Source organism: Halomonas ramblicola (genome assembly GCF_030409215.1).
GTDB classification, from domain to species: Bacteria; Pseudomonadota; Gammaproteobacteria; order Pseudomonadales; family Halomonadaceae; genus Halomonas; species Halomonas ramblicola.
The window spans coordinates 383,997-407,129 of record NZ_JAUFPL010000017.1; the positions used below are offsets into that span (position 1 = coordinate 383,997).

Genomic DNA, 23,133 nt, shown 5'->3' on the forward strand with positions numbered 1-23,133 from the left:
GCCCCACTCCACCAGCAGCTGCCACATGCTCCACAACATCCGCATCGTCCTCGTCCAGACCTTCCACCCCGGCAATATCGGCGCCTCGGCACGGGCCATGAAGACCATGGGCCTCTCCGACCTGGTACTGGTCAACCCACGTTGCTTTCCGGATAGCGAAGCGACGCGACTGGCCGCCGGGGCCGAGGACCTGGTGGACAATGCCCGGGTGGTGGAGAACCTGGAGGCGGCGGTGACGGACTGCGTACAGGTGGTGGGGGCCAGCGCCCGGCTGCGCAGCCTGCCCCTGCCCCACTTCGACGAACCGGACGAGATGGCCCGGGCACTGGTCGAGAACGCCGCCCAGGATCCGGTGGCCCTGGTGTTCGGCCGCGAACGCTTCGGCCTCACCAACGAGGAGATCCGCTGCTGCAGCCACCAGGTGAGCATCCCCGCCAACCCCGACTACGGCGTGTTGAACCTCGCCCAGGCGGTGCAGGTGCTGGCCCACGAGGCCTTCAGGGCGTGGCGCCGGCGCCCCGAGAGCGGCTATCGCCCCGCCCTGCCGGCCGAGGACCGCCAACCCAGCCGCGAGCAGTTGGGCCATTTCCACGACCACCTGGCCCGGGTGATGCGGCGCAGCGGCTTCCTGACCCAGCCCCATGCGCGCACCGAGGCACAGTTGCAGGCGCTGTTCGCGCGTGCCCAGCCCTCCCGGCGCGAGCTCTCGCTGCTGCGCGGCCTGCTGGCCTCCCTGGAGGGGCAGCTGCCGAACGAGTGATGCCTCAGGACGAATGACGGCGGCCAAGTGGCCGCCGTCATCGTTCGGGCACGGGGGTCCCCCGCAGTTACAGCATCATGGCCGCCGCCCAGCCGAAGCCGATCAACGGGATGTTGTAGTGCAGGAAGGTCGGCACCACGCTGTCCCAGATATGGTCGTGCTGGCGGTCCACGTTGAGTCCCGAGGTCGGGCCGAGGGTGGAGTCGGAGGCCGGCGAACCGGCATCCCCCAGCGCCGCGGCGGTCCCCACCAGCGCCACGGTGGCCAGCGGCGAGAAGCCGAACTGCACCGCCAGCGGCACGAAGATCGCCGCGATGATCGGGATGGTGGAGAAGGAGGAGCCGATGCCCAGGGTGATGAAGAGCCCCACCAGCAGCATCAGCAGCGCCGCCAGGCCGCGGTTGTCGCCGATCACCGCGACGCTGGACTCCACCAGGGTCTCGATCTGGCCGGTGGCGTTCATCACCGCGGCGAAGCCGGAGGCAGAGATCATGATGAAGCCGATCAGCGCCATCATGCGCATGCCGCTGGTGAAGAGGTCATCGGCCTCGCGCCACTTGAAGATGCCGCCCAGGGAGAGCAGCGCGAAGCCCACCAGGCCGCCCAGCACCATGGAGCCGGAGTAGAGCTGGATACCCAGCGCCGCGACGACTGCCGCGATCGACATGGCCAGCCCCAGGGCATGGGGCTCGGCACGGGACTGGGGGTGATGGTGCGGTACATTGGTGGTGGCCAGGTCCAGCGCCTCGTAGTCGCGCGGCCCGCGGTAGCTCGCAAAGACCGCCACCGCGAGGCCCAGCGCCATGCCCGCCACCGGCACGCCCATCGCCAGCGGCACCATGCCACGCCCGATCGTAAGTCCCAGTGCCTCGCCAGCCTGGTTGATGTTGGCCAGCAGGATATCGTTGAGGAAGATCGCCCCGAAGCCCACCGGCAGCAACATGTAGGGCGCGGTGAGGCCGAAGGTGAGCACGCAGGCCACGGCCCGCCGGTCCAGGCGCAGCTGATTCATCACCTTGAGCAGTGGCGGGATCAGGATGGGGATGAAGGCGATGTGCACCGGGATCAGGTTCTGGGAGGAGACCGAGACCAGCAGCACCGCCACCAGCAGCAGGGCCTTGACCGTGGTCTGGCGGCTGGCGGAAGCCTCCTGACCGAGCAGCGAGATCAGGCGATGCGCCAGCAGGTCCGGCAACCCCGAGCGGGAGATGGCCACCGCGAAGGCGCCCAGGGTCGCGTAGGCCAGCGCCACCTTGGCACCGCCGCCCACGCCGTCGTTGAAGGCGGCGAGCGTCTCCTCGAGGGAGAGCCCGCCGACCAGGCCACCCGCCAGGGCCCCGAGCACCAGGGCGAAGACTACCGAGACCCGTGCCAGCGACAGGCCCACCATCACCAGCACCGCAAGAATGACTGCGTTCATGTCCATTATCCGAATGGGAGGAGGATTGGAGGGAAAAAGCCGGCGAATATTACCAGACTTCAGGGCTTCGGCCGACCCACTCCTCTGGCCAGTGCCCGGCCTCGACTGTCATCGAAGGGTCACGCCACGGTGATCGGGTCGTCACATGGAATCGCGAAGATGACCCTGGGTCGCGAGCAGGACCCGCCAGGCAAGGGACACTGCCAACCCACGCCAGGGACGCGAGGGTGCAGGGAGCACCCCAGGGAAGCGGAAGGCACCGGGAGGGTGCCCAAGGAGGATGTCGATATCGCCACGGCCGCTGGCCGTGGCGTTCTTGTTCAGGCCCTCAGGCCCGGCCCCATCCCGGCACCCCTTCGCGGATGCGCCTCGAGAAGTCCGGATCGCCATCGGCCCGCCTCGCCCGTTCGGTGATGTCCCCCAGCCGTCTCAGCTCGACCAGCGAATGCCCCGGTACCAGCCCCCCGTGGTCGCGCACATAGCTCGGCAGCAGGCCGGTGAGAAGCAGGCGATGATCCACCGGCAGGCCGCCGATGATGCGACGCATCAGGGCGAACACCTGGGTGGTGCAATTGGCGGTGATGGTGTGATAGAAGCGCGGCTCCCGCTCCAGGCGGTTGGCCTCCTCCACCAGGGCCAGCAGCAGGGCCAGGCGCTCGCGCTTGCCCAGCAGGACTCGATAGAGGGTCACCGACTCGCCGCGCACATTGCTGCGCAGGCGCACTAGGTCACGCTCGTCGGCGGCGATGATCGCCAGCTCGAAGCGCTTGAAGAAGCCGCCCAGCTCGGAGAAGGGCTCGTGGCGTTCGCGCCGCACCTCCACCGAGAAGGCCACGAACTCCCCGATGCCGCCGCGCGCATCGGCGAAGCCGAAGGAGAGCAGCACATGGGCGATGCCGGGACGCCCCCAGCGGGAGACGAAGAGGTCCAGGGACGCCAGCCGCGACAGGTCGTACTCGCGCGCCTCCCAGGCGATCCGCGCCCGGTCGCGGGTCTGCCAGTCGAAGCAACGCACCCGATCCAGCACCAGCCGGTCCCCGAGGCGCCGCCCGGTGGCCTGATGGGCGACGTCGTCGGCCCAGTCCAGGTCGCGGGCGGGACGGATCCGTCGCCACCAGGCCAGTAGCGCCAGCATCGCGGTCGCCATGCCGGCCGCCGGCACCGCACGCGTTCCCTGCCAATACAGCCACAGCAGGCCGGTCCCGGCCAGCAGCCAGGCCAGGGCGGCCAGGCGGCGGCCGGGCCGCGACACGGGCAGCCGATACAGCAACGCCAGGCTCCCCCAGAGGGTACTCAGGCCCAGGGCCAGGCGCATGACGAGGTCGAGGGCAAACGGCATGGGCGAACTCCCTTCGGCCTGCCGCCAGGCTAGCACGCAGCGTCGTCCCCCGCTCTCAACGCTGTCACCATACCTTCCCGGGGCCCTCCAACTGCTCCCACACTTCGACGGCCGCGGCCAGGTCCTCCAGTGAGGCCCCCACCGACTTGAACAGGGTAATCGCCTCCGCCGAGGAGCGTCCGGCCTTCTCGCCGCGCAGCAGCTCGGCCAGCTCGGCACGGATGGCGTCGAAGGTGAAGGCCCCCTCATCGATGGCCTGCAGGATATCGCCGGCCTCCCCTTTCGCCCCGGCGTAGGTATCCACGAACACCTCGCTGCGCACCAGGCAGTCGGCGTCGGTCTCGCGCATGCTGGGGCGGAAGGCGCCGATCAGGTCCAGGTGGGTGCCGGGCGCGAGCCACTCGCCGCGAATCAGCGGCTCGCTGGAGAGGGTCACACAGCTGACGATATCCGCCTCGCGGGTGGCCGTCGCCAGGTCGGTGACCGGCGCGGCGTCGAAGCGCCCGGCATAGTCGGCGGCCAACCGCTCGGCCTTCTCCGGATGGCGGCCCCAGATGCGCACGCGACGGATGGGACGCACCGCCGCATGCGCCTCGATGATCATGGGCGCCAGCTTGCCGGTGCCCACCACCAGCAGGGTCTCGGCGTCCCGGCGGGCCAGCTCGCGGGCGGCCAGGGCGGAGGCCGCCGCGGTACGCCGACGCGTCAGCTCGCTGCCGTCGAGGCAGGCCAGCGGCCGGCCGTGCCGACCCTCGCTCAACAGGTAGACCCCGGCGATCGCCGGCACGCCGTGCTCGGCGTTCTGGGGGAAGACGTTGACCATCTTCACCCCGATGTAGCCGGCCCGTTCCCAGGCCGGCATCAGCAGCATGGTGGCCTCGCCGTCGGGACGATGCATGGCATGGTGATGGCGCGGCGGCGATTCCACCCCCTTGCGGAAGGTCGTCGCCAGGCGCTCCACCAGCGCTTCCCAGGGCAGCGAGGCCGCCACCTCCTCGGCCGTGATCACTCGCATCTCAGGCCTCCGGTAGCGCCGCGGGTGGCTGGGCTCATGCGAGCCTTGCTGTCGTGGTAGCGGATACTCATGTCTCTCTCCTCGGAGCGGCGCCGACCTCGGCCCGCCGGGTTCGGGATGACGGGCGTCAGGCGGCGCCGTAGCCCTTCAGGAAGGCCGCCAAGTTGGCTCCCAGGTGTTCGGTGGGATAGCCCCCTTCCTGCACGATCACCGTGGGCAGGTCGATGGCCGCCAGGCGGCGGCCCAGGGTGACGAAGTCGTCGGTCTCCAGTGCCAGTCCCGCCAGGGGATCGGCGTGGTGGGCATCCAGCCCCAGGGCCACCACCAGGGCCCCGGGCCGGAAGGCCTCGAGCTGGGTGATGAGACTCTCCAACGCCGCCATGAAGGCGCCGCCGTCACTGCCCAGCGGCAGCGGGGCATTGCGGTTGGCGCCCCGTCCATCGCCGTCGCCCGTCTCGTCGGCGCCGCCCCAGAAGAAGGGGTAGAAGTCCGCCGGGTCGGCGTGCAGCGAGCCGGTCCAGACGTCGCCGCGGGCATAGAAGATGTCCTGGGTGCCATTGCCATGGTGCAGGTCCACGTCGAGGATCGCCACCCGGGCATGATGCTCGCGCAGTACGCTGGCGGCCAGCGCCGAGTTGTTGAGGAAGCAGAAGCCGCCGGCGCGCTCCGGCCCGGCATGATGCCCGGGCGGCCGGCACAGCGCGTAGGCGCTGCGCTCGCCCCCCACCACACTCTCCGCAGCCGCCTCGGCGGTGGCGGCGCTGGCCAGGATGCCGGCGAAGCTCTCCGCGGTCATCGGGCAGGCCATGTCATGCATGTGCCAACCCACCTGGCCCACCGGGTGGCGCGGATAGTGATGGCCGCCGCCGCAGGGGTGGACGTTGGGCGCCACGATCTCGGCGGCATCCGGTAGCGCCCGCCAGCGGGCGTGGATGGTCTCCAGGAACTCGAGGTAGCGAGCGGCATGGATCCGCGCCAGCCGATCGCGCAGCAGCGGACCGTCGCTGGCGATGGGCACGCTCAGCGACAGGCCGCCGTCGGCCAGCCCCCGGGCCAGCAGCTCGGCGCGCACCGGCCCCTCGGGAGAGTCCACCGGCCTGCCGCGCAGCAGGAAGCTGGGCGGCGCATGGCGTTCCTGGTCGGGGTGGTAGTAGAGCTTCATGGTCGTCCTCGTTCAGCCCAGCAGCGAGGGAATCCAGGTGGAGAGCGCCGGGAAGGCGGCCAGCAGCAGGATCACCACCAGGAAGGCCACATAGAACGGCAACGAGGCGAGGATCGCCCGTTCGTAGGGCACCTGGGCGATGCGTGCCGCGGTCATCAGGGTCATGCCCACCGGCGGGGTGACGTTGGAGATGTTGAGCACCACGATCATCAGGATCGCGAAGTGCAGCGGATCGAAACCCAGCTGGATCATCGCCGGCACCAGCACCGGGGCCACCACCACCAGCGCCGGCAGCACGTCCATCACCGTGCCGATCAGGATCAGCAGCAGGCAGACCGCCATCAGCTGCAGGAAGGCCGAATCGCTGAAGGTGGTGATCAGGCCCGCCGCCTCCCGGGCGATGCCCGAACGGGTCACGAACCAGCCCAGCACCGCCGAGGTGGCCAGCAGGAAGAACACCACCCCCGAGAAGCGCACCGTCACCACCAGGGAGTGCCACACCTTGCGCCAGGTGAGATTGCGATAGAAGACCACGCCGATGACGATGGCATAGACGGCAGCGAAGCCCGAGGCCTCGGTGATGGTGGTCAGCCCCGAGAGGATGCCGCCGAGGATGATCAGCGGCACGATCATCGCCGGCAGCGCAAGGAAGAACGACATCACCGCGACCCTGAACGGCGTCGGCGCCTGCTTGGGATAGCCGCGTCGCCAGGCCAGGAAGAGGCTCACCGCCAGCAGGGCGCCGGCCATCAGCAGCCCGGGGATAATGCCCCCGGCGAAGAGGTCGATCACCGAGATGTCGCGCAGCAGGGTCGCATAGACCACCATCACCACGCTGGGCGGGATGATCGGGCCGATGATCGACGAGCAGGCGGTGATCGCCGCGGCGTACTCGGCGTCATAGCCCTGCTTCTTCATCTCGGGGATCATGATCTTGCCGATGGCCACGGTATCGGTGATCGCCGCGCCGGTGAGCCCGGCGAAGAATACCGACACCGAGACGTTGACATGGGAAAGCGCCCCGCGCACCCGGCCGAACATGGCGTTGTTGAAGGCGATCAGCCTGTGGGTCAGGCCGCCCTGGTTCATCAGTTCGGCGGTGAAGATGAAGTAGGGCACGGCGATCAGCAGGAAACCGGAAACGCCGGAGAACATGCGATCGGCGATGATGCCGAGCATGCGCTCGCCGCCCATGGCATAGCCGCCGGCCAGGCCGGACAGCGCCATGACCACCGCCACCGGGGCGCCGATCAGCAGCAGGACGACGAAGACGACGATGGCGGGCGTCATGGGCGCTCCTCCGCATCCACGGTCTCGATCAGCTCGTCGATGGCCGACTGGTCATCGATGAAGTGTTCCAGCAGGTCGAAGCCCTGCACCAGGTGGAGCAGGATGATGGCGCCGCTGATCGGCACCACGATGGCGGTGAACTTGCCCGGGACCTGGATGCGGTCGGAGACCATATAGACCTGGGAGGCCCCCAGGAAGTAGTCCCAGCCGTACCACAGCAGCAGTGCCCCGAACAGCGCGATCACCGCCAGGCAGGCGCCGGCGGCAAGATGCAGCAGGAACCGCGGCAGGCTGCGCACCAGCAGCGTCATGGCCACGTGCTCGCCGTAGCGCAGCGAGATGGTCATGGACAGGAAGCCGATCCACGGCAGAAAGAGCCGGGCCAGGGAGTAGGTCCAGCTCAGGGTGCTGCCGGTGGCCAGCTTGTAGAGGAAGGCCGTGAAGGAGATGCCCAGCATGATCAGCACACAGGCCACGCAGGTCACGATTGCCACCCGATTGACCGCATCGCTCAGGCGGCGCAGGGGCTGCAGGAAGCGCATCGGCTAACCTCGCGGGCGTCGGCGACCGGCCGGGAGCCGCCCGGTCGCGTGTCGAAGGAAGGGGGCCGACGCCGCCTCAGCGGCCGTAGACCGCCACATCGGACTCGGCGACTGACTCGCCAACCCGCTCCACCTCGGCCAGGAAGGCGTCGACGTCCTCCGCGGCGATGCCGAAGTCCTCGACGATCCACTCCCGCCATGCCGGCCGTGCGATCTCCGCCATGCGGGCCCGCTCCTCGGGCGGCATGATGTGGCATGCCTCGAAGCGCTCGCAGGACTCCTCCCAGCCGGCGGTGGCCAGGGCGCCGGACATGCCGTGGCTCAGCGCGATGGCCTCGCGGGCCGAGGTGACGATCGCCGCCTGCTGCTCCTCGGTGAGCTCCTGGAACCAGGCTTCGCTGACCAGCCAGGCGGCACTGTTGTAGACGTGGCCGGTGAGGGTGGTGTAGTCGGTCACCTCGTCGAAGTTGAAGGTGGTGTTGAGCACCGGCGCATTGAACTGGCCATCGGCCAGGCCGGTCTCCAGGGCGGTCACCAGCTCGCCCCAGGGCAGCGGCGTGGCCGAGGCCCCCAGCGCCTTCATGATCGCCACGTGGCCGGGGTTCTCCTCGGTGCGGATGTTGAGCCCCTCGAGGTCCTCGACGGTCTCGATCAGCCGCTCGTTGTTGGTGAAGGCCACGAAGCCGCCGCCGTCGTCGAAGGTGCCGAGGTAGCGCATGTCGGCCTCCTCGATGGTCCCCGACATAAAGTCGGCGAACCACTCGCTGTCGAAGAAGGCCCAGGCCTGGCGCCAGTTGTCGAACAGGAAGGGCGCGGTCATCAGCTGGTAGTCGTCGTAGAAGGAGGACATGGCCCCGGTGGTGATGATGGTGGACTGCAGGGTCCGGCCACCCTGCACCTCGGAGGCCGTCTCCACCTCGGACCCCAGCTGGCCGCCACCGAAGATGTTCACCGTCACCTCGCCGCCGGTGCGCGTCTCGACCAGGTTCTTGAAGTGCACCAGTGCCGGGTAGACCTCGTTGTTGGTCATGTCCTCGGGCAGCAATGTAGAGATGGCCATCTCGGTGGACTGCGCCTGCGCCTGGGCGGCGGCCATGGCCAGGGGTAGCGCCGCCACGGCGGCCAGGCGGGGGAAGGTCGTCTTGTGCATCACGCTTGCCTCTTTATCACTTGTCGTTGTCTGGCTCGAGGGAACGGCGGCACACAGGTACCACCCTGCCCTGAGCCTAGGACGAAAGCGCCGGGCCCGCTTGCCTGCCACGGCGTGGAGCGCAACTCAAGCGCTGTCACGCCAGCGGCACAGGAAGAGCGCATAGGCCTTGAGCACGTGGCGGATCGAGGCGATGTCGACCCGCTCGTCGATGCCGTGGATGCGCTCGGCCACCGGCCCGTAGCAGGTGCCGGCCACCCCGGCCACGTGGAAGGCGCGCAGGTCGGTGGTGCAGGTGGAGAGGTAGGGCTCGATCGGCTTGCCGGTCAGCGCCCGATGGCAGTCGCCGAGCAGGGCGATGCCGGGGCTGTCGAGGTCCACCAGGTGGCCCTCGGAGCGGAAGCCGGGGAAGTCCACCCGCGGTGGCCCCCCGGGCAGCCCCTGCTCGGCATGGGCGCGCCGCACGCCATCGCGCAGCCGCTGCATGATCGTCGCCGGGGAGACGCCCGGGGCGAAGCCGAGCCGGCCCTCGACGATGGCGTGGGCCGGCACGCTGGAGGCCCAGTTGCCGCCCTCGAGGCGCCCGACGTTGAGGTTGAAGGGATGCGCGTGACTATCGTAGGGGGCCGTGCGCTCAGCGTTGAGCTCCTCCTCCAGGGCCTTGAGTGCCGGCAGCAGCCGCAGCATGGTGTCGATAGCGTCGCTGCCTGCGGCGGTGTCCAGCACATGGGCCGGCACCCCGTCGACGCGAATACGGAAGCGCACCACGCCCACCTGGCCGGTGTAGAGCCGCGCGCCGAAGGGCTCGGGAATCAGCACGAAGTCGCCGTGGTGGCCGCGCTGGATGCAGGCCAGGGCGCCGTTGCCGCTGCACTCCTCCTCGATCACCGTCTGCAGGGTGAGCGGGAAGTCGAGGGCGACACCGGCCTCGCGTACCGCGGCCACCGCCATCACCATGGCGGCGATGCCCGCCTTCATGTCGCCGGCGCCGCGGCCGTAGAGCCAACCGTCCTCCTCCCAGGGCTCCCAGGGGGGCCGCGTCCAGGTGTCGATGGGCTCCGCCGGTACCACGTCGAGGTGGCCGTTGAACACCAGGTGAGGGCCGCCGGCGTCGCGGTTGAGGGCCGACACCAGGTTGTAGCGGCCCGCACAGGGCCAGTCCACCGGGGCGTGGCAGGGGTGAGCGGCGAGCCCGGGGTCGTCCAGGGGCACCCGCTCCACCGGCAGCTCCAGTCGCTCGAACCAGCGCTGCATGGTCGCCAGCACCCCGGCCTCCTCGCCCAGCACGCTGTACTCGGCCACCAGCTCCCGGAGCAGATCCAGGGTGCGGTCGAACAGGGCATCGCAACGCTCCAGTACTCGTTGCTCATGGTCGCGTAGCATCATCATCCGTCTCCGTGCCTGCCCGATGCGCCTCTCAATCACATGGCCCCTTCCATCCTGTCAGGGTAGTCGATGGCGCCGTGGGGAAACCTGACAACGCAAGGACAACCCATAGACGCACTAAGGTACTGGCCCCTTCACCGGGGATCTGAGCATGGGACGGGCCGGCGCTCCGGTCAGTTTAAACGCCCGTTGACGACGGCCGGCCTCTCGGCACGGGACGCCGCTATAGTGATTCATGCGGGGCATCGGTATAGACCCCTTCTGTTCGTTCCTTTTCATGACGGATAGACAGAAGAGTCCCTATGGCGCTGGCACTCATCATTCTGATACCGCTGATAGGGGCAAGCCTTCCGGCGCTTTGTCGTGGCAGCGCGCCCCGCCACCTGGCGCTGATGACGGCCCTTCCCGCCGCCACGAGCCTGGCCCTGCTGCTGGCCTGGCTGCCGCAGGTGATGAACGGAGAGGTCATCGTCCGGCAGTTGACCTGGCTCCCGTCCCTGGGGCTGAACGTCGCCCTGCGTCTCGATGGAGTGGGCCTGCTGTTCGCCCTGCTGATCACCGGCATCGGCTGCCTGATCATCCTGTATGCGCGTTACTATTTCGAAGGCAGCGCCTCCGCCGCCCGCTTCCATAGTCTGGTGTTGATGTTCATGGCCGCGATGCTGGGCATCGTGCTGGCGGAGAACCTGCTGTTCATGCTGGTCTTCTGGGAGCTGACGAGCCTGGTATCCTTCCTGCTGATCGGCTTCAATGCCGACAGCCAGGCGGCCAGGCGGGGTGCCCGGATGTCACTGGTGATCACCAGCGGCGGCGGGCTGGTGCTGCTGGCCGGCATCGTCCTGCTGGGACAGGTGGTGGGCAGCTATCAGCTGAGCGAGGTCCTGCAGGCCGGCGACAGGCTGCGCGCGCACGAGCACTACGGCCTGATCCTCAACCTGATCCTGCTCGGCGCCTTCACCAAGTCGGCACAGTTTCCCTTCCATCTGTGGCTGCCGCATGCCATGGCGGCTCCCACCCCGGTGTCCGCCTACCTGCACAGCGCCACCATGGTCAAGGCCGGACTCTTCCTGCTCGTCCGCCTCCATCCGGCGCTGGCGGAATCCGAGCTGTGGTTCCACCTGGTCACCGTCACCGGCATGCTGACCCTGATGGTCGGGGCCTTCGTGGCCATGTTCATGCACGACATGAAGGGGCTGCTGGCCTACTCCACCGTCTCCCACCTGGGCCTGATCATGTTGCTGCTCGGCCTGGGCACGCCCCTGTCGCTGGCGGCGGCGCTGTTCCACCTGGTGTGTCATGCCCTGTTCAAGGCACCGCTGTTCATGATGGCCGGCTACGTGGATCACGCCACCGGCACCCGCGACATGCGGCGTATCAACGGCATGTGGCGATTCATGCCCACCCTGATGGCGCTGTCCGCGATACCGGCCGCGGCCATGGCCGGGCTGCCGCTGATGAGCGGCTACCTGAGCAAGAAGCTGCTGTTCAGCGAGAGCCTGCTGGTGACGACGCCCGGCTGGGCGGTCGCCGTGATCCCCGTCTGGGTGACGCTCGCCGGGCTGTTCTCCATGGCCTACTCCATCCGCATCTTCCACAACGTCTACTTCAACGGCAGGCCCGTCGACCTGCCCACCTGGCCGCCGCGGGAGCCGCGCCTGGCCGCCCTGACGCCGATCGCGCTGCTCGCCCTGGCCTCGCTGTACGTCGGCCTGGCGCCGGCGGGCATCTACCGGGAGCTGGTTCACCCCGCGGTCATGGCGTCACGGCAGGCCGCCATGCCCGCCGTCGATTTCAACGCGCTCGGCGGCGCCCTGCCCATGGCCATGAGCCTGACGGCGATGACAGGCGGGGCGCTGTTCTACCTGATCCGTGACCCCCTGTTCCGCCTGCACGCCCGTCTGCCGGAGGTCGACGCCAAGGAGATCTTCGACTGGATCATGCGCTGGTCCATCGCGCTCTCGCAACGGCGCGTCTACCAGCTGGAAAACGGCTCCCTGCAGCGCTACCTGACGTTCATCATGATCACCGTCATCGTCCTGGTCGGCTGGGACCTGCTGGCGGTGCCGACATGGCACGGCGGCGTGCCCATGACGCCGCTCGACCCGCTGACCGCTGTGGCGGCTGCCCTGCTCTGCCTGGCGGCGACCGGTGTCGCGGTGTTCCACCACCACCGGCTGCCGGCCCTGCTGCTGCTGGGGGTGACCGGCCTGTTCGTCACCGTCGCCTTCGCCCGCTTCTCGGCCCCGGACCTCGCCTTGACCCAGTTGATGGTGGAGGTGATGGCCGTGGTCATCATGATGCTGGCGCTCTCCTTCCTGCCCCAGCAATCGCCGAAGGAATCCTCACCCCTGAGGATGACCCGCGACCTGGCGATCGCCGGCCTGATGGGCGGCGGCGTCACGGCCTTCAGCTTCGCCATCCTGACACGCCCCCCGGACAGCATCTCCGCCTTCTTCCTGGCCAACAGCCTGCCCGGCGGTGGCGGCACCAACGTGGTCAACGTGATCCTGGTGGACTTCCGCGGCTTCGATACGCTCGGCGAGATCACCGTGCTGGGCATCGCCGCGGTCGCGGTGTTCGCCTTCACCCGCGACCTGCACCTCAAGGAGCGGGTGGTCGACACCAACCCGAGACACTGGGTCGCCGAACCCCATCCGATCATGCTCAGCACCGTGGCCAGGCTGGTGCTGCCGATCGCCCTGCTGGTCTCGGCCCATATCTTCCTGCGCGGTCACAACCTGCCCGGCGGCGGCTTCATCGCCGGCTTGATCACCGCCGTGGCGCTGACGCTGCAGTACATGTCGGGCGGGCTGGTCTGGGCCCAGGAGCGCATGCTGACCGCCTTTCGCCCCTTGATCGGCGCCGGCATCCTGATCGCCACCCTCACCGGCCTGGGCAGTTGGCCGTTCGGCTATCCCTTCCTGACCTCGGCCCACGACCACGTCCACTGGCCGCTGGTCGGCGAGCTCGAACTGGCCACCGCCATGCTCTTCGACCTGGGCGTCTACGCCACCGTGGTCGGGGCGACCCTGCTGATACTGGCCAACCTCGGCAAGCTGATGACGGTCGCCGGCCCCGGCAAGGAGATCGGCTGATGGAGCTGCTCTACGCGATCACGCTCGGCATCCTCACCACCTGCGGCGTCTACCTGCTGCTCCGCGCCCGCACCTTCACGGTCATCCTGGGGCTGACCCTGCTCTCCCACGCCGTGAACCTCTACCTGTTTGCCTCGGGACGCCTGGCCACCGGCGCCCCGGCCATCATCGGCCTCACCGAGCACCCGGCGGATCCGCTGCCCCAGGCGCTGGTCCTCACGGCGATCGTGATCGGCTTCGCGATGACGGCCTTCGTGGTGGTGCTGGCCCTCAAGGCGGCGGTCGAGCTGCGCAACGACCACGTGGACGGGGAAGACCCCGACGAGGACCGGTCATGAGCCATGCGTTGATTCTGCCGATCCTCCTGCCCCTGCTGACCGGCGCCGGCCTGCTGCTGCTCTACCGGACCCCGACCGGGCTGCAGCGCCTGGTCGGCATCGCCAGCACCGCCGGCCTGACGCTGCTTGGCCTGTGGGGCCTGCACGCCGCCGGAACGGGCGACCATCACCTCTACCATGTGGGCGACTGGCCGGCCCCCTTCGGCATCGTGCTGATCCTCGACCGGCTCGCCGCCATCATGCTGACGCTGACCGCCGTCCTCGGGCTGTGCTGCCTCCTCTATGCCAGTCGCGGCATCGACCGCGGCGGTGCCCATTTCCACGCCCTGTTCCAGTTCCAGCTGGCCGGCCTCAATGGCGCCTTCCTGACCGGCGATCTGTTCAACCTGTTCGTGTTCTTCGAAATCCTGCTGATCGCCTCCTACGCGCTGCTGCTGCACGGCGGCGGCAGGGCGCGCAGCCGCGCCGGGCTGCACTACGTGATCATCAACCTGGTGGGCTCCGCCCTGTTCCTGATCGCGCTGGGCACCCTCTACGGCCTGACCGGCACCCTCAACATGGCGGACCTGGCGCTGAGGGTCGCGGCCGCGCCGTCGGCGGATGCGCCGCTGCTCTCCGCCGCCAGCATGGTGCTGCTGGTGGTGTTCGGCATCAAGGCCGCCATCCTGCCGCTGCTGTTCTGGCTGCCGCGCGCCTACTCGGCCTCCAGCGCCCCGGTCGCGGCGCTCTTCGCCATCATGACCAAGGTCGGCGTCTACGCCATCCTGCGCGTCTTCCTGCTGGTCTTCGGGTTGGGGGAGAACCCGGTCAATGCCACCGCCTGGGAGTGGCTGTGGCCGCTGGCGCTGCTCACCCTGGCGCTGGGCGGCATCGGCGTGCTGGGCTCGGACAGCCTGCGCACGCTGACGGCGTACCTGGTCATCCTGTCGGTGGGCACCCTGCTGGCGACCATCAGCTTCGTGACCCCGGCGACCCTCGGTGCCGCCCTGCTCTACCTGATCCACAGCACCAGCATGGCCGCCGTCTTCTTCCTGCTGGCGGATCTGCTGGGTCAGCAGCGCGAACGGGGATACGACCGCTTCTCCGTGGTCGCGCCGATGGGCCACCGCTGGCTGCTGGGCAGCGTCTTCTTCGTGGCCGCCATCGCCATGGTGGGCCTGCCCCCCTTCAGCGGCTTCGTCAGCAAGGTCTGGATCCTGCAGGCGACCACCTTCCAGCCCCGGGGGCTCTGGCTGTGGGGCGTGCTGCTGGCCGCGGCCCTGCTGACCCTCATCGCCGTCAGCCGCACCGGCAGCAGCTGGTTCTGGCGGCCAGGAAGCCTGGCCGAGCCGCGTACGCTGGACCGTGGCTGTCTCGCGCTGGTCTGCCTGATGGTCGCCCTCAACGGCGCCCTGGCGGCCATGGGCGAGCCGGTGATGCGCTATCTTGAGCTGACCGCCGAGCAGTTGCTGACACCGCACGCCTATATCGCCGCCATGCTGCCGGAGGGCATCCACCTGGACAGGGAGGTAGCACCGTGAGTCCTTTGCTCCGCTCGCGTCAGTTCTGGTTGCCGCATCCACTCTTCTCGCTGTTCCTGGCGCTGCTGTGGCTGCTGATGGTCAACCGGTTCAACGTGTCGCATATCTTGCTGGGCCTGGCCCTGGGGGTGGCGATTCCCTTCGTTACCCACGACTTCTGGCCCGAGCGGGCGAAGGTCAAGCACCCCCTGCCCCTGCTGCGCTATGCCGGGGTACTGCTGGTGGACATCCTGCGCTCCAACCTGGTGGTGGCGCTGCGTATCCTGCGACCGGCGCGCCATCTGCAGCCGGGCTTCTTCGTCTACCCCGTGGAGCTTGACGACGACTTCGCCATCACCATCCTGGCCAGCACGATATCGCTGACGCCGGGCACGGTATCGATCCACTACGATGCCAAGGCCAACACCCTGCTGGTCCACGCCCTGCACCTGGAAGACGAGGCCGACGCCATCGCCGGGATCAAGCAACGCTACGAACAGCCATTGAGGGAGATCTTCCGATGATTGCCGTCGTCATACCGATCGCCCTGACGCTCTTCGCCGCGGCCGCACTGCTCAACCTCTATCGCCTGGCCATCGGGCCGGATATCGTCGATCGGATCCTGGCGCTGGACACCCTGATGATCAACGGCATCGCCCTGATCGTGCTGTCGGACATCTGGATGGGGCTGGGCGTGCTGTTCGAACTGGCCCTGCTCATCGCCCTGATGGGCTTCGTCGGCACCGTGGCCATGAGCAAGTACCTGCTGCGGGGGGACGTCATCGAATGACCAGCATCGACATGCCGTGGTTCATGCAGCTCGTGGTCGCCGGCTTCCTGCTGTTCGGGGCCATCGTGGCGCTGATCGGTTCCTGGGGCCTGGCCAAGCTGCCCGACTTCTACATGCGCCTGCACGGGCCGACCAAGGCCAGCACGCTGGGCGTCGGCTGCACGCTGATCGGCTCGCTGCTGTTCTTCAGCCACCAGCAGGAGGGCGTCTCCGTCCAGGAGGCCCTGGTGACGATCTTCCTGTTCGCCACCGCCCCGGTCAGCGCCCATATGATGGCCAAGGCGGCCCTGCGCCGACGCCTCAAGGGCGTGCCACGAACGCGCAACATGCCCGAACGGTAGGGGACGAACGCCGTGACTCGAAGCGAGCGGCACCGGGGACAGCCCCTGGCGAGGCGCCTGTCCGCGATCGCCCTGGACCCGCGCCCGCGCGGGTCCATCCACGGCACAAAGCCTGCTAGGGTAAGCGGTGGCTTCATGGTTCACATCGACTGGAGAACAGGATGCCCCGCTTCCCCGACTACCTGACCGGCGACGGTCCCACCAACCCCTTCCCCGGCGTGCGCGTGCTGGAGCGCCGGCTGGGCCGCGAGATCCCCCATCAGCTGGGCTCCAACGAGGGGCTGGACATGCCCCATCGCGCCCTGCGCGACCACTTCGGCGATGCCATGGCCGCCCATGTCTACAGCTACGGGGACGCCGAGGCGCTGGGCATCCGCCGGCGTATCGCCGAGCAGCAGGGCATCCCCATCGAGGCCATGCTGGTGGACGCCGGCGCCGACAGCCTGATCGCCCTGGCGCTGCGTGCCCTGGTCGAGCCGGGCGACACCCTGGTCGGCACCGCCGGCACCTACCCCACCTTCGGCTACTTCGCCCGCGGCCAGGGGTGCCGGCTGCTGGAGGTTCCCTACGACGAGGGGCCGAGCCGCCTGGCTCCCGACCTGGAGGCGCTGGCCGCCACCGCCCGGGACGAAGGCGCGCGGCTGGTCTATCTGGCCAACCCCGATAACCCCGGTGGCCACCTGCACACCGACGCGGACGTGCAGGCCCTGCGCCGGGAGCTACCGGACGACTGCTGGCTGCTGCTCGACGAGGCCTATCACGACTTCCGCGACGATGCCGATGGCGAGTTCGGGCGGCGGATACTGCCCGGGGTGGTACGCCTGCGCACCCTCTCCAAGGCCCATGGCCTGGCGGGGCTCAGGGTCGGCTACGCGATCGCCGAGCCGGAAACGCTGGCGGTGATGATGAAGGTGCGGATCCACTACGCGGTCTCGACCTTGACCCAGGCCGCCGCCGAGGTGGTGCTGGACCACCCCGACGAGGTCCGCGCCCACGTGGCGGCGGTGCGCGAGCGCCGCGAACGCCTGGCTGCCCATCTGCGCGAGCTGGGCGCCGACGTGCTGCCCAGCGCCACCAACTTCGTCGGCCTGCGCCTGCCCGGCGCCGAGCTGGCCGGCCGGGTGCACCAGGCCCTGCTCGACGACGGCAAGCTGATCGCGCGGCCCGCCGACCCGGCGCTGGGTCACGTGCTGCGCATCACCGCCGTGGAGGATGCCCTGGTGCCGGGCCGGCTGGCGATCCTGGAGCGGGCCCTGAAGGAGGGGTGAGGCTCAGCAGCGGCCCTGCATCCGCAGCCCAGGCGGGCAGAACCCGCCGCGGCGATGATCGCGACGATCATGATAGTGCCGCCGCTCGTGGCGGTGGCGATGACGGTAGTGGCGATCGTCGCCGCGATAGTGGCGATGCCGGTCGTAACCATCGACCTCCAGCAACGGACGGGTCTCCAGTCGCGCCGGAGTATAGCTGCAGCCGGCCAGGGTCAAGGTCGTGGCCACCAGGACCATCATCAGCAGTCGCACGGGAGTCCTCATGGAGATGTCCTCGCAAGGCATTCGGTGTATGAGCCCCCTTCGTCCCCGGTTCGTCTCGCCTCCTGAAGGCCTCTGCGGGCGGGCGGATCGAACAGCGTTCTATAAGTAAATCACCCGCCCCGCTCGCCGGCCAGTTACCAGCAAGGAAAGACGGTGCAATCTCGCGACGCACAGCGTCGTGTCTCAGCAACGTCCCTTCTTGGCTTGCCCGGGGGGACAGAAACCGCCACGGCGCGCCGGCGGGCCACCGCGGTCGTCGTCGATGACGATCAGCGGCTCGGAACTGATACGCGCGGGGGTATAGCTGCAGCCGGCCATGACCAGGGTGGCCGCGACCAGGGCGATGGGAAACAGCAGGCGTCGATTCATGGGATCCTCCGGGGGCACTCGGGTTTCAGAACACTGTGCGCATTCTAGCGAACTGGCCGGGCGCCACCCATGTGGCAGGTCGACGACACCGGCGTATCCATGTTGCGACAGTAGCCAGGCTCGGGCATGTCGCACCACCGTCGACTGCCGATCCTCTCCGCCGCGCTGAAGCCGCTCCTCACGCCCCCGTTTCCTGACCGTCCGCGTCCGGCCCCGTCGGGGTGGTGAAATCGACCTCGTTGATGTTCTCCCCCAGGAAGTCCAGCAGTGCCCGGACCGCCGGCAACACGCCGCGCCGCGAGGGGAAGACGGCATGCAGGATGCCGCCCCGCGGTTCCCAGCCGGGCAGCACGTCGACGAGGCGCCCCGCCTGCAGGTCCTGGCCCGCCACCAGCAGCGCCAGCTTGACCACACCGAGGCCCGCCAGGGCGGCCTGGTGCAGGGTTTCGGCATTGTCGGTGACCAACCGCGGGCGATGGCGGAGCTGGGCGGTCGCGCCATCCGGCCCGTCCAGCGCCCAGAGGTGCTGCCGGTCGACCTGCTCGAAGTCCAGGCTCGGTAGCCCCGCCAGTTCCCCGGGCACGCTCGGCCGCATTCGCTCCTCGAACAGCCCGGGCGATGCCATCAGCCGCTGGGGGCTCCTCGACAGCACCTTCATGGCCAGGTCGCTGTCCTCCAGCGGCGGGAAGCGTACCCGGATGGCCATGTCGAAGCCCTCCCGCACCACGTCCACCCGGCGACTGGTCGCCTCCACCTGGACCTCCACATCGGGGCACTGCGCCATGAACCGCACCAGCAGCGGCGTGATCAGGTAGTGCAGCAGGCTGGGCGGGCAGCTCAGCCGCACCGTGCCTCGCGGCTTGGCCAGGTTGCGCTCGATCAGTTCATCGGCCGCCTCCGCCTCCACCAGCATGGCCACGCAGTGGCGATGATAGGCCCGGCCCAGTTCGGTGACCGAGAGGTGGCGCGTCGAGCGGTTGAGCAATCGTACCCCCAGGCGCGCCTCCAGTTGGGCGATACGCCGACTCAGCTTCGACTTGGGCAGGCCCAGGGCCCGGCCGGCCGGGGCGAAGCCACCGTGTTCCACCACCTGGGCGAAGTAGTAGAGGTCGTTGAGATCCTGCATGGACTGCCCACCCAATCGTCCTGAAAATGGAACGATGAGTGTGAATCATAGCCTCTACCGCTGCCAACGTTCCCAATTTAAGCTTCGTCTGAAAAGTCGGCGAGCGATGGCCAGACAAGGCAAAAATTGGCGAAAAGACGGAGTTTACGAGCTGTAAATGAGTACTTTGAGCCGATTTTTAACGTCGTATGGACGAGCGCAGGCAGTTTTCAGACAAAGCGTAGGCTTTCCGCATCGGGCCAACACCCCCACTCGAACAGGAGCCACACCATGAAGAAGATTCTCGGCATCTACGGTGCCCCCCGCGGCCACTGGGTCGGCGACGGCTTCCCCGTCCGCTCGCTGTTCTCCTATGACCGCCTGGGCGCCGACCACCTGAGCCCCTTCCTGCTGCTCGACCATGCCGGCCCCCAGGACTTCACGCCGGCGAGCCGGCCCCGCGGCGTGGGGGCGCACCCCCATCGCGGCTTCGAGACCGTGACCCTGGTCTACCGCGGCGAGCTCGAGCATCGCGACTCCAGCGGCGGCGGCGGGCGCATCGGCGAGGGCGACGTCCAGTGGATGACCGCTGGGGCGGGCATCGTCCACGAGGAGTTTCACTCCCCGGCCTTCACCGAGCGAGGCGGCTCCCTGGAGATGGTGCAGCTATGGGTCAACCTGCCGGCCGAACACAAGTCGGCGCCCGCGGCCTACCAGACCCTGCTCGACGCCGAGATCCCACGAGTCTCGCTGCCGGGACGGGCCGGCGAGCTGCGCGTGATCGCCGGCGAGTATCGGGGCCATCGAGGGCCAGCCCATACCTTCACGCCGATCGACGTCTGGGACCTGCGCCTGCAGGCAGGCGGCGAGGTCTCGCTGGCGGTGCCCGAGGGGCATACCAGCCTGCTGGTGGTACTCGAGGGCACCGTGCAGGTCAACGGCGACGCCGTGGTACGGGACGAGGCGGTGGTGGCCTTCGAGCGTCGGGGCGATGCGCTGCGCCTGGAGGCCAACAACGACGCCAGGCTGCTGCTGCTCGGCGGCGAGCCCCTCGACGAGCCGGTGGTGGGCCATGGCCCCTTCGTCATGAACAGCGAGGAGGAGATCCACCAGGCCTTCGCCGACTTCCAGCAAGGCAAGTTCGGCACCCTGCATGGCTAGCGGCATGGCCGCGGCCACCCGCGCCCGGCAACCGCGCCGGGCGCTTCATCCGAGAAAGCGAAGGAGAGACGAGATGTCCTACACCTACCACCGCCTGAACAAGGACGATGTCGCCCTGCTGATGGTCGACCACCAGGCCGGGCTGCTCTCGCTGGTGCGCGACTTCAGCCCGGACGACTTCAAGAACAACGTCCTGGCCCTGGCCGACATCGCCAGGTTCTTCGAGATCCCGACCATCCTCACCACCAGCTTCGAGGATGGCCCCAACGGGCCCATGGTGCCGGAACTCAAGGCGACCTTCCCCGACGCCCCCTACTTCGCCCGCCCCGGTCAGATCAACGCCTGGGACAACGAGGAGTTCGTGGCGGCGGTCAAGGCCACCGGCAAGAAGCAGCTGCTGATCGCCGGCGTGGTCACCGAGGTGTGCGTGGCCTTCCCCACCCTCTCGGCCCTGGAGGAGGGCTTCGAGGTGTTCGTGGTCACCGACGCCTCCGGCACCTTCAATCCGACCACCCGCGACGCCGCCTGGGACCGCATGTCCCAGGCCGGGGCCCAGCTGATGACCTGGTTTGGGGTCGGTTGCGAGCTGCACCGCGACTGGCGCAACGACATCGAGGGCTTCGGCGGCCTGCTGGCCGGTCATCTGCCGGCCTATGCCAACCTGATGCAGAGCTACGAGCAGCAGAGCCTGGCGCACCAGCGCTGAGGTCCGGTCAGACACTGTCCATCGCAATGGGCCGCCCCACGGTGAGCGGCCCGGTCAGTGCATCCGGCAGCTCGCGGAAGGCGGCATCCGCCTCGACTCCCAGGCCGTCGAGGAGGCGGGTGAAGAAGGCCCGCGCCGCCACCACGGCGACGATATCGAAGATCTCGTCATCGCCGAGGCCGTGACCCCGAAGGGTAGCGATATCCTCGGCGCCGACCTCCGGCGCCCTCCGGGCCACCTTGGCGGCGAAGGCCATGATCGCCCGCTCCGCCTCGCTTAGGACACCCTCCTCGTCCGCCACCACCGCCAGGGTCGCGTCCATGCCCAGCAGCTGCGCCAGCGCCCGGGCATGGGCCAGCGCACAGTAGGTGTTGCCCAGGGCGCGGGCGGCGGCCAGGGTCACCAGCTCGAAGCGCCGCGGCGAGACATGCCGGCGGATGGTCGCCTGCAGGGCCGCCCAGCGCGACATCACCTCCGGGCGGTGACCGAACGCCCGGGCGTAGTTGGGCAGATAGCCGAAATGGGCCTCCTGGCGCCGGTACATCGCCGCGACGTCTCCCTCGGCGCGCTCGGGGGCGAGGGTCTCGAGATAACTCATGGTCGATACTCCTGATGGTGAAGGGCCGCCGCTCAGGCGGTGGCGGGACGGGGATGCAGCCAGGCCGGCAACAGGCGTTCCGGTTCCACCTCGGCCTCGGCGTCGTAGGCGACACCGCAGGCGGTGAGCCGCTCGCCCAGGCTGCCGTCCCGCCAGGCCGCGAACAGCTCACCGCAGCCGCCCAGCGGCTCGCCGCCGATGAAGACCTGCGGGATGGTCACCGATCCGGTTCGCCGGGCCAGCACCGGGCGCAACCGCCCCCCCAAGTCGTCATGCTGGCAGGCCGGCCCATCGAGTTCGACGCTCAGGTAGGGGATGCCGAGCCGGTCGAAGAGCTTACGTGCCGCCCAGCAGAACTCGCACCAGGCCAGGGCAAACATCACTACCCGTGCCCGAGCCAGGGCGTCGCCGACGAAGCGTTCGGCCTCGGCATCCAGGGTCGCCACTGGCTCGGCCACCGGCGCCGGTACCGGCACGGCCGCGGGGCGATCGAAGCGATAGCCCGGCGTGGAGCGCGACAGGGCCAGCTCCTCCGCGTTCATCTCGTCGTCGATGCCCGCGAACAGCGGCGTGGTCTGGTAGCGTTCGCCGGTGTCGGGCAGCATGCAGACGATATGGCTGCCGGGAGGCGCGCGACGCGCCACCGCCAGGGCCGCGGCCAGGGTGGCACCGCCGGAGATGCCGGCGAAGATGCCCTCCCGGCGCGCCAGAGCGCGGGTCAGACGCAGCGCCTGCTCGCCGGCCACCGGCACCACCTCATCCACCAGGCCGTCGGCCACCGCCTGCTGGGTGAGCGGGGAGATGAAATCGGGACTCCAGCCCTGCATCAGGTGAGGACGGAAGCGCGGATGGCTCGCCCCCGGCGGCTGGGCCTCGCCGCTGCCCAGCAAGGGGGCATTGTCCGGCTCGGCGACCACCACCCGGGTGTGCGAATCGGCCGCCTTCAGCACCCGGGCCACGCCCTTGAGGGTCCCGCCGGTGCCGAAGCCGGTCACCCAGGCGTAAATCGGCACGCCGCAGAAGTCGTCGAGGATCTCCCGGGCCGTGGTGCGGCTGTGCACCTCGGCATTGGCCTCGTTCTCGAACTGGCGACACAGGAAGTAGCCATGGGCGTGAGCCAGCTCGATCGCCTTGGCCAGCATGCCGCTGCCCTTCTCGGACGCCGGGGTCAGCACCACCCGCGCGCCCAGGAAGCGCAGCAGCCGGCGCCGCTCCAGGCTGAAGCTCTCGGCCATGGTCACCACCAGCGGATAGCCCTTGCGGGCGCACACCATGGCCAGGCCGATGCCGGTATTGCCGCTGGTGGCCTCGATCACCGTCTGGCCGGGGCGCAGCGCCCCGCTGCGCTCGGCGGCCTCGATCACCGCCAGCGCCATGCGGTCCTTCACCGAGCCCATGGGGTTGAAGGCCTCCACCTTCACGTGCAGGTTGACGTCCGGCGGCGCGAGCCGGGCGAGGCGCACCAGCGGGGTGCGGCCGATGGTCTCCAGGATGCTGGCATAACGGGTCATGAGGTGTCTCCTCGGTTCGGGGCC

General features: G+C 69.0%; 23 protein-coding genes. 10 read left to right on the top strand and 13 right to left on the bottom strand.

Annotated elements, in window-relative coordinates; translation table 11 throughout:
• Positions 1–25: 25 nt before the first annotated feature.
• A complete protein-coding gene (locus QWY80_RS06170) occupies positions 26–760 on the top strand; it encodes an RNA methyltransferase (protein WP_290229837.1) in 735 nt (244 codons plus the stop codon).
• Between the two features lie 67 nt (positions 761–827).
• Here QWY80_RS06170 and QWY80_RS06175 read toward each other — a convergent pair whose 3' ends face one another.
• The 8 genes from QWY80_RS06175 to QWY80_RS06210 all read right to left on the bottom strand — a co-directional run bounded on the left by QWY80_RS06175 (position 828) and on the right by QWY80_RS06210 (position 10,067).
• Positions 828–2,180, bottom strand: coding sequence for a Na+/H+ antiporter family protein (locus tag QWY80_RS06175; protein WP_290229838.1), 1,353 nt, complete (start codon positions 2,178–2,180; stop codon positions 828–830).
• Between the two features lie 328 nt (positions 2,181–2,508).
• Positions 2,509–3,519, bottom strand: coding sequence for an Lnb N-terminal periplasmic domain-containing protein (locus tag QWY80_RS06180; protein WP_290229839.1), 1,011 nt, complete (start codon positions 3,517–3,519; stop codon positions 2,509–2,511).
• Positions 3,520–3,583: 64 nt separating this feature from the next.
• The gene (gene lhpI / locus QWY80_RS06185) at positions 3,584–4,534 is read right to left on the bottom strand and encodes a bifunctional Delta(1)-pyrroline-2-carboxylate/Delta(1)-piperideine-2-carboxylate reductase (protein WP_290229840.1); all 951 of its coding nucleotides are present in this window, start codon (positions 4,532–4,534) and stop codon (positions 3,584–3,586) included.
• A 127-nt stretch (positions 4,535–4,661) separates the two neighbouring features.
• Positions 4,662–5,696, bottom strand: a complete 1,035-nt coding sequence (locus QWY80_RS06190; RefSeq protein ID WP_290229841.1) for a histone deacetylase family protein — start codon at positions 5,694–5,696, stop codon at positions 4,662–4,664.
• Between the two features lie 12 nt (positions 5,697–5,708).
• Entirely contained in the window at positions 5,709–6,986 is a 1,278-nt protein-coding gene (locus QWY80_RS06195) for a TRAP transporter large permease (RefSeq protein ID WP_290229843.1), read from the bottom strand.
• Entirely contained in the window at positions 6,983–7,528 is a 546-nt protein-coding gene (locus QWY80_RS06200) for a TRAP transporter small permease (RefSeq protein ID WP_290229844.1), read from the bottom strand. Before QWY80_RS06200 ends, QWY80_RS06195 begins: the two co-directional genes overlap by 4 nt.
• Before the next feature lie 76 nt (positions 7,529–7,604).
• A complete protein-coding gene (dctP, locus tag QWY80_RS06205; protein WP_290229845.1) occupies positions 7,605–8,678 on the bottom strand; it encodes a TRAP transporter substrate-binding protein DctP in 1,074 nt (357 codons plus the stop codon).
• A 126-nt stretch (positions 8,679–8,804) separates the two neighbouring features.
• Positions 8,805–10,067 (bottom strand): ArgE/DapE family deacylase, encoded by a 1,263-nt coding sequence (locus tag QWY80_RS06210; RefSeq protein ID WP_290229846.1) that lies wholly within the window; start codon positions 10,065–10,067, stop codon positions 8,805–8,807.
• A 299-nt stretch (positions 10,068–10,366) separates the two neighbouring features.
• Here QWY80_RS06210 and QWY80_RS06215 point away from each other — a divergent pair, with 299 nt between their 5' ends.
• From QWY80_RS06215 to QWY80_RS06245, 7 genes are all read left to right on the top strand, one after another.
• Complete coding sequence (locus tag QWY80_RS06215) at positions 10,367–13,159, top strand: monovalent cation/H+ antiporter subunit A (protein ID WP_290229847.1); 2,793 nt, start codon at positions 10,367–10,369, stop codon at positions 13,157–13,159.
• On the top strand, positions 13,159–13,497 hold the full coding sequence (locus QWY80_RS06220) for a Na+/H+ antiporter subunit C (protein WP_290229849.1): 339 nt from the start codon (positions 13,159–13,161) through the stop codon (positions 13,495–13,497). Before QWY80_RS06215 ends, QWY80_RS06220 begins: the two co-directional genes overlap by 1 nt.
• Complete coding sequence (locus QWY80_RS06225) at positions 13,494–15,017, top strand: monovalent cation/H+ antiporter subunit D (RefSeq protein WP_290229850.1); 1,524 nt, start codon at positions 13,494–13,496, stop codon at positions 15,015–15,017. The genes QWY80_RS06220 and QWY80_RS06225 overlap by 4 nt, the downstream gene beginning before the upstream one ends.
• Positions 15,014–15,520, top strand: coding sequence for a Na+/H+ antiporter subunit E (locus QWY80_RS06230; protein ID WP_290229851.1), 507 nt, complete (start codon positions 15,014–15,016; stop codon positions 15,518–15,520). Before QWY80_RS06225 ends, QWY80_RS06230 begins: the two co-directional genes overlap by 4 nt.
• Positions 15,517–15,786, top strand: a complete 270-nt coding sequence (locus tag QWY80_RS06235; RefSeq protein ID WP_290229852.1) for a K+/H+ antiporter subunit F — start codon at positions 15,517–15,519, stop codon at positions 15,784–15,786. Before QWY80_RS06230 ends, QWY80_RS06235 begins: the two co-directional genes overlap by 4 nt.
• A complete protein-coding gene (locus tag QWY80_RS06240; RefSeq protein WP_290229853.1) occupies positions 15,783–16,127 on the top strand; it encodes a Na+/H+ antiporter subunit G in 345 nt (114 codons plus the stop codon). The genes QWY80_RS06235 and QWY80_RS06240 overlap by 4 nt, the downstream gene beginning before the upstream one ends.
• A 161-nt stretch (positions 16,128–16,288) precedes the next feature.
• Positions 16,289–17,395: a pyridoxal phosphate-dependent aminotransferase gene (locus tag QWY80_RS06245; RefSeq protein WP_290229854.1), complete on the top strand. Its 1,107-nt coding sequence runs from the start codon at positions 16,289–16,291 to the stop codon at positions 17,393–17,395.
• Positions 17,396–17,398: 3 nt separating this feature from the next.
• On the opposite strand, the gene QWY80_RS06250 is transcribed toward QWY80_RS06245, so the two are convergent.
• From QWY80_RS06250 to QWY80_RS06260, 3 genes are all read right to left on the bottom strand, one after another.
• On the bottom strand, positions 17,399–17,659 hold the full coding sequence (locus tag QWY80_RS06250) for a hypothetical protein (protein ID WP_290229856.1): 261 nt from the start codon (positions 17,657–17,659) through the stop codon (positions 17,399–17,401).
• A gap of 183 nt (positions 17,660–17,842) precedes the next feature.
• Positions 17,843–18,028 carry a hypothetical protein gene (locus tag QWY80_RS06255; RefSeq protein WP_290229857.1) on the bottom strand — a complete coding sequence of 62 codons (186 nt, stop codon included), beginning with the start codon at positions 18,026–18,028 and terminating at the stop codon, positions 17,843–17,845.
• Between the two features lie 178 nt (positions 18,029–18,206).
• Positions 18,207–19,154: a LysR substrate-binding domain-containing protein gene (locus QWY80_RS06260; protein ID WP_290229858.1), complete on the bottom strand. Its 948-nt coding sequence runs from the start codon at positions 19,152–19,154 to the stop codon at positions 18,207–18,209.
• 270 nt (positions 19,155–19,424) lie between these two features.
• On the opposite strand from QWY80_RS06260, the gene QWY80_RS06265 reads away from it, so the two are divergent.
• Entirely contained in the window at positions 19,425–20,294 is an 870-nt protein-coding gene (locus tag QWY80_RS06265; RefSeq protein ID WP_290229859.1) for a pirin family protein, read from the top strand.
• A 73-nt stretch (positions 20,295–20,367) separates the two neighbouring features.
• Positions 20,368–21,000 (top strand): isochorismate family cysteine hydrolase YcaC, encoded by a 633-nt coding sequence (ycaC, locus tag QWY80_RS06270; protein ID WP_290229861.1) that lies wholly within the window; start codon positions 20,368–20,370, stop codon positions 20,998–21,000.
• 7 nt (positions 21,001–21,007) lie between these two features.
• Here the strand turns inward: ycaC and QWY80_RS06275 are convergent, their stop codons facing one another.
• Both QWY80_RS06275 and QWY80_RS06280 read right to left on the bottom strand, forming a co-directional pair.
• The gene (locus QWY80_RS06275) at positions 21,008–21,598 is read right to left on the bottom strand and encodes a carboxymuconolactone decarboxylase family protein (protein WP_290229862.1); all 591 of its coding nucleotides are present in this window, start codon (positions 21,596–21,598) and stop codon (positions 21,008–21,010) included.
• 32 nt (positions 21,599–21,630) lie between these two features.
• Positions 21,631–23,109, bottom strand: a complete 1,479-nt coding sequence (locus QWY80_RS06280) for a pyridoxal-phosphate dependent enzyme (protein ID WP_290229864.1) — start codon at positions 23,107–23,109, stop codon at positions 21,631–21,633.
• Positions 23,110–23,133: the final 24 nt, after the last annotated feature.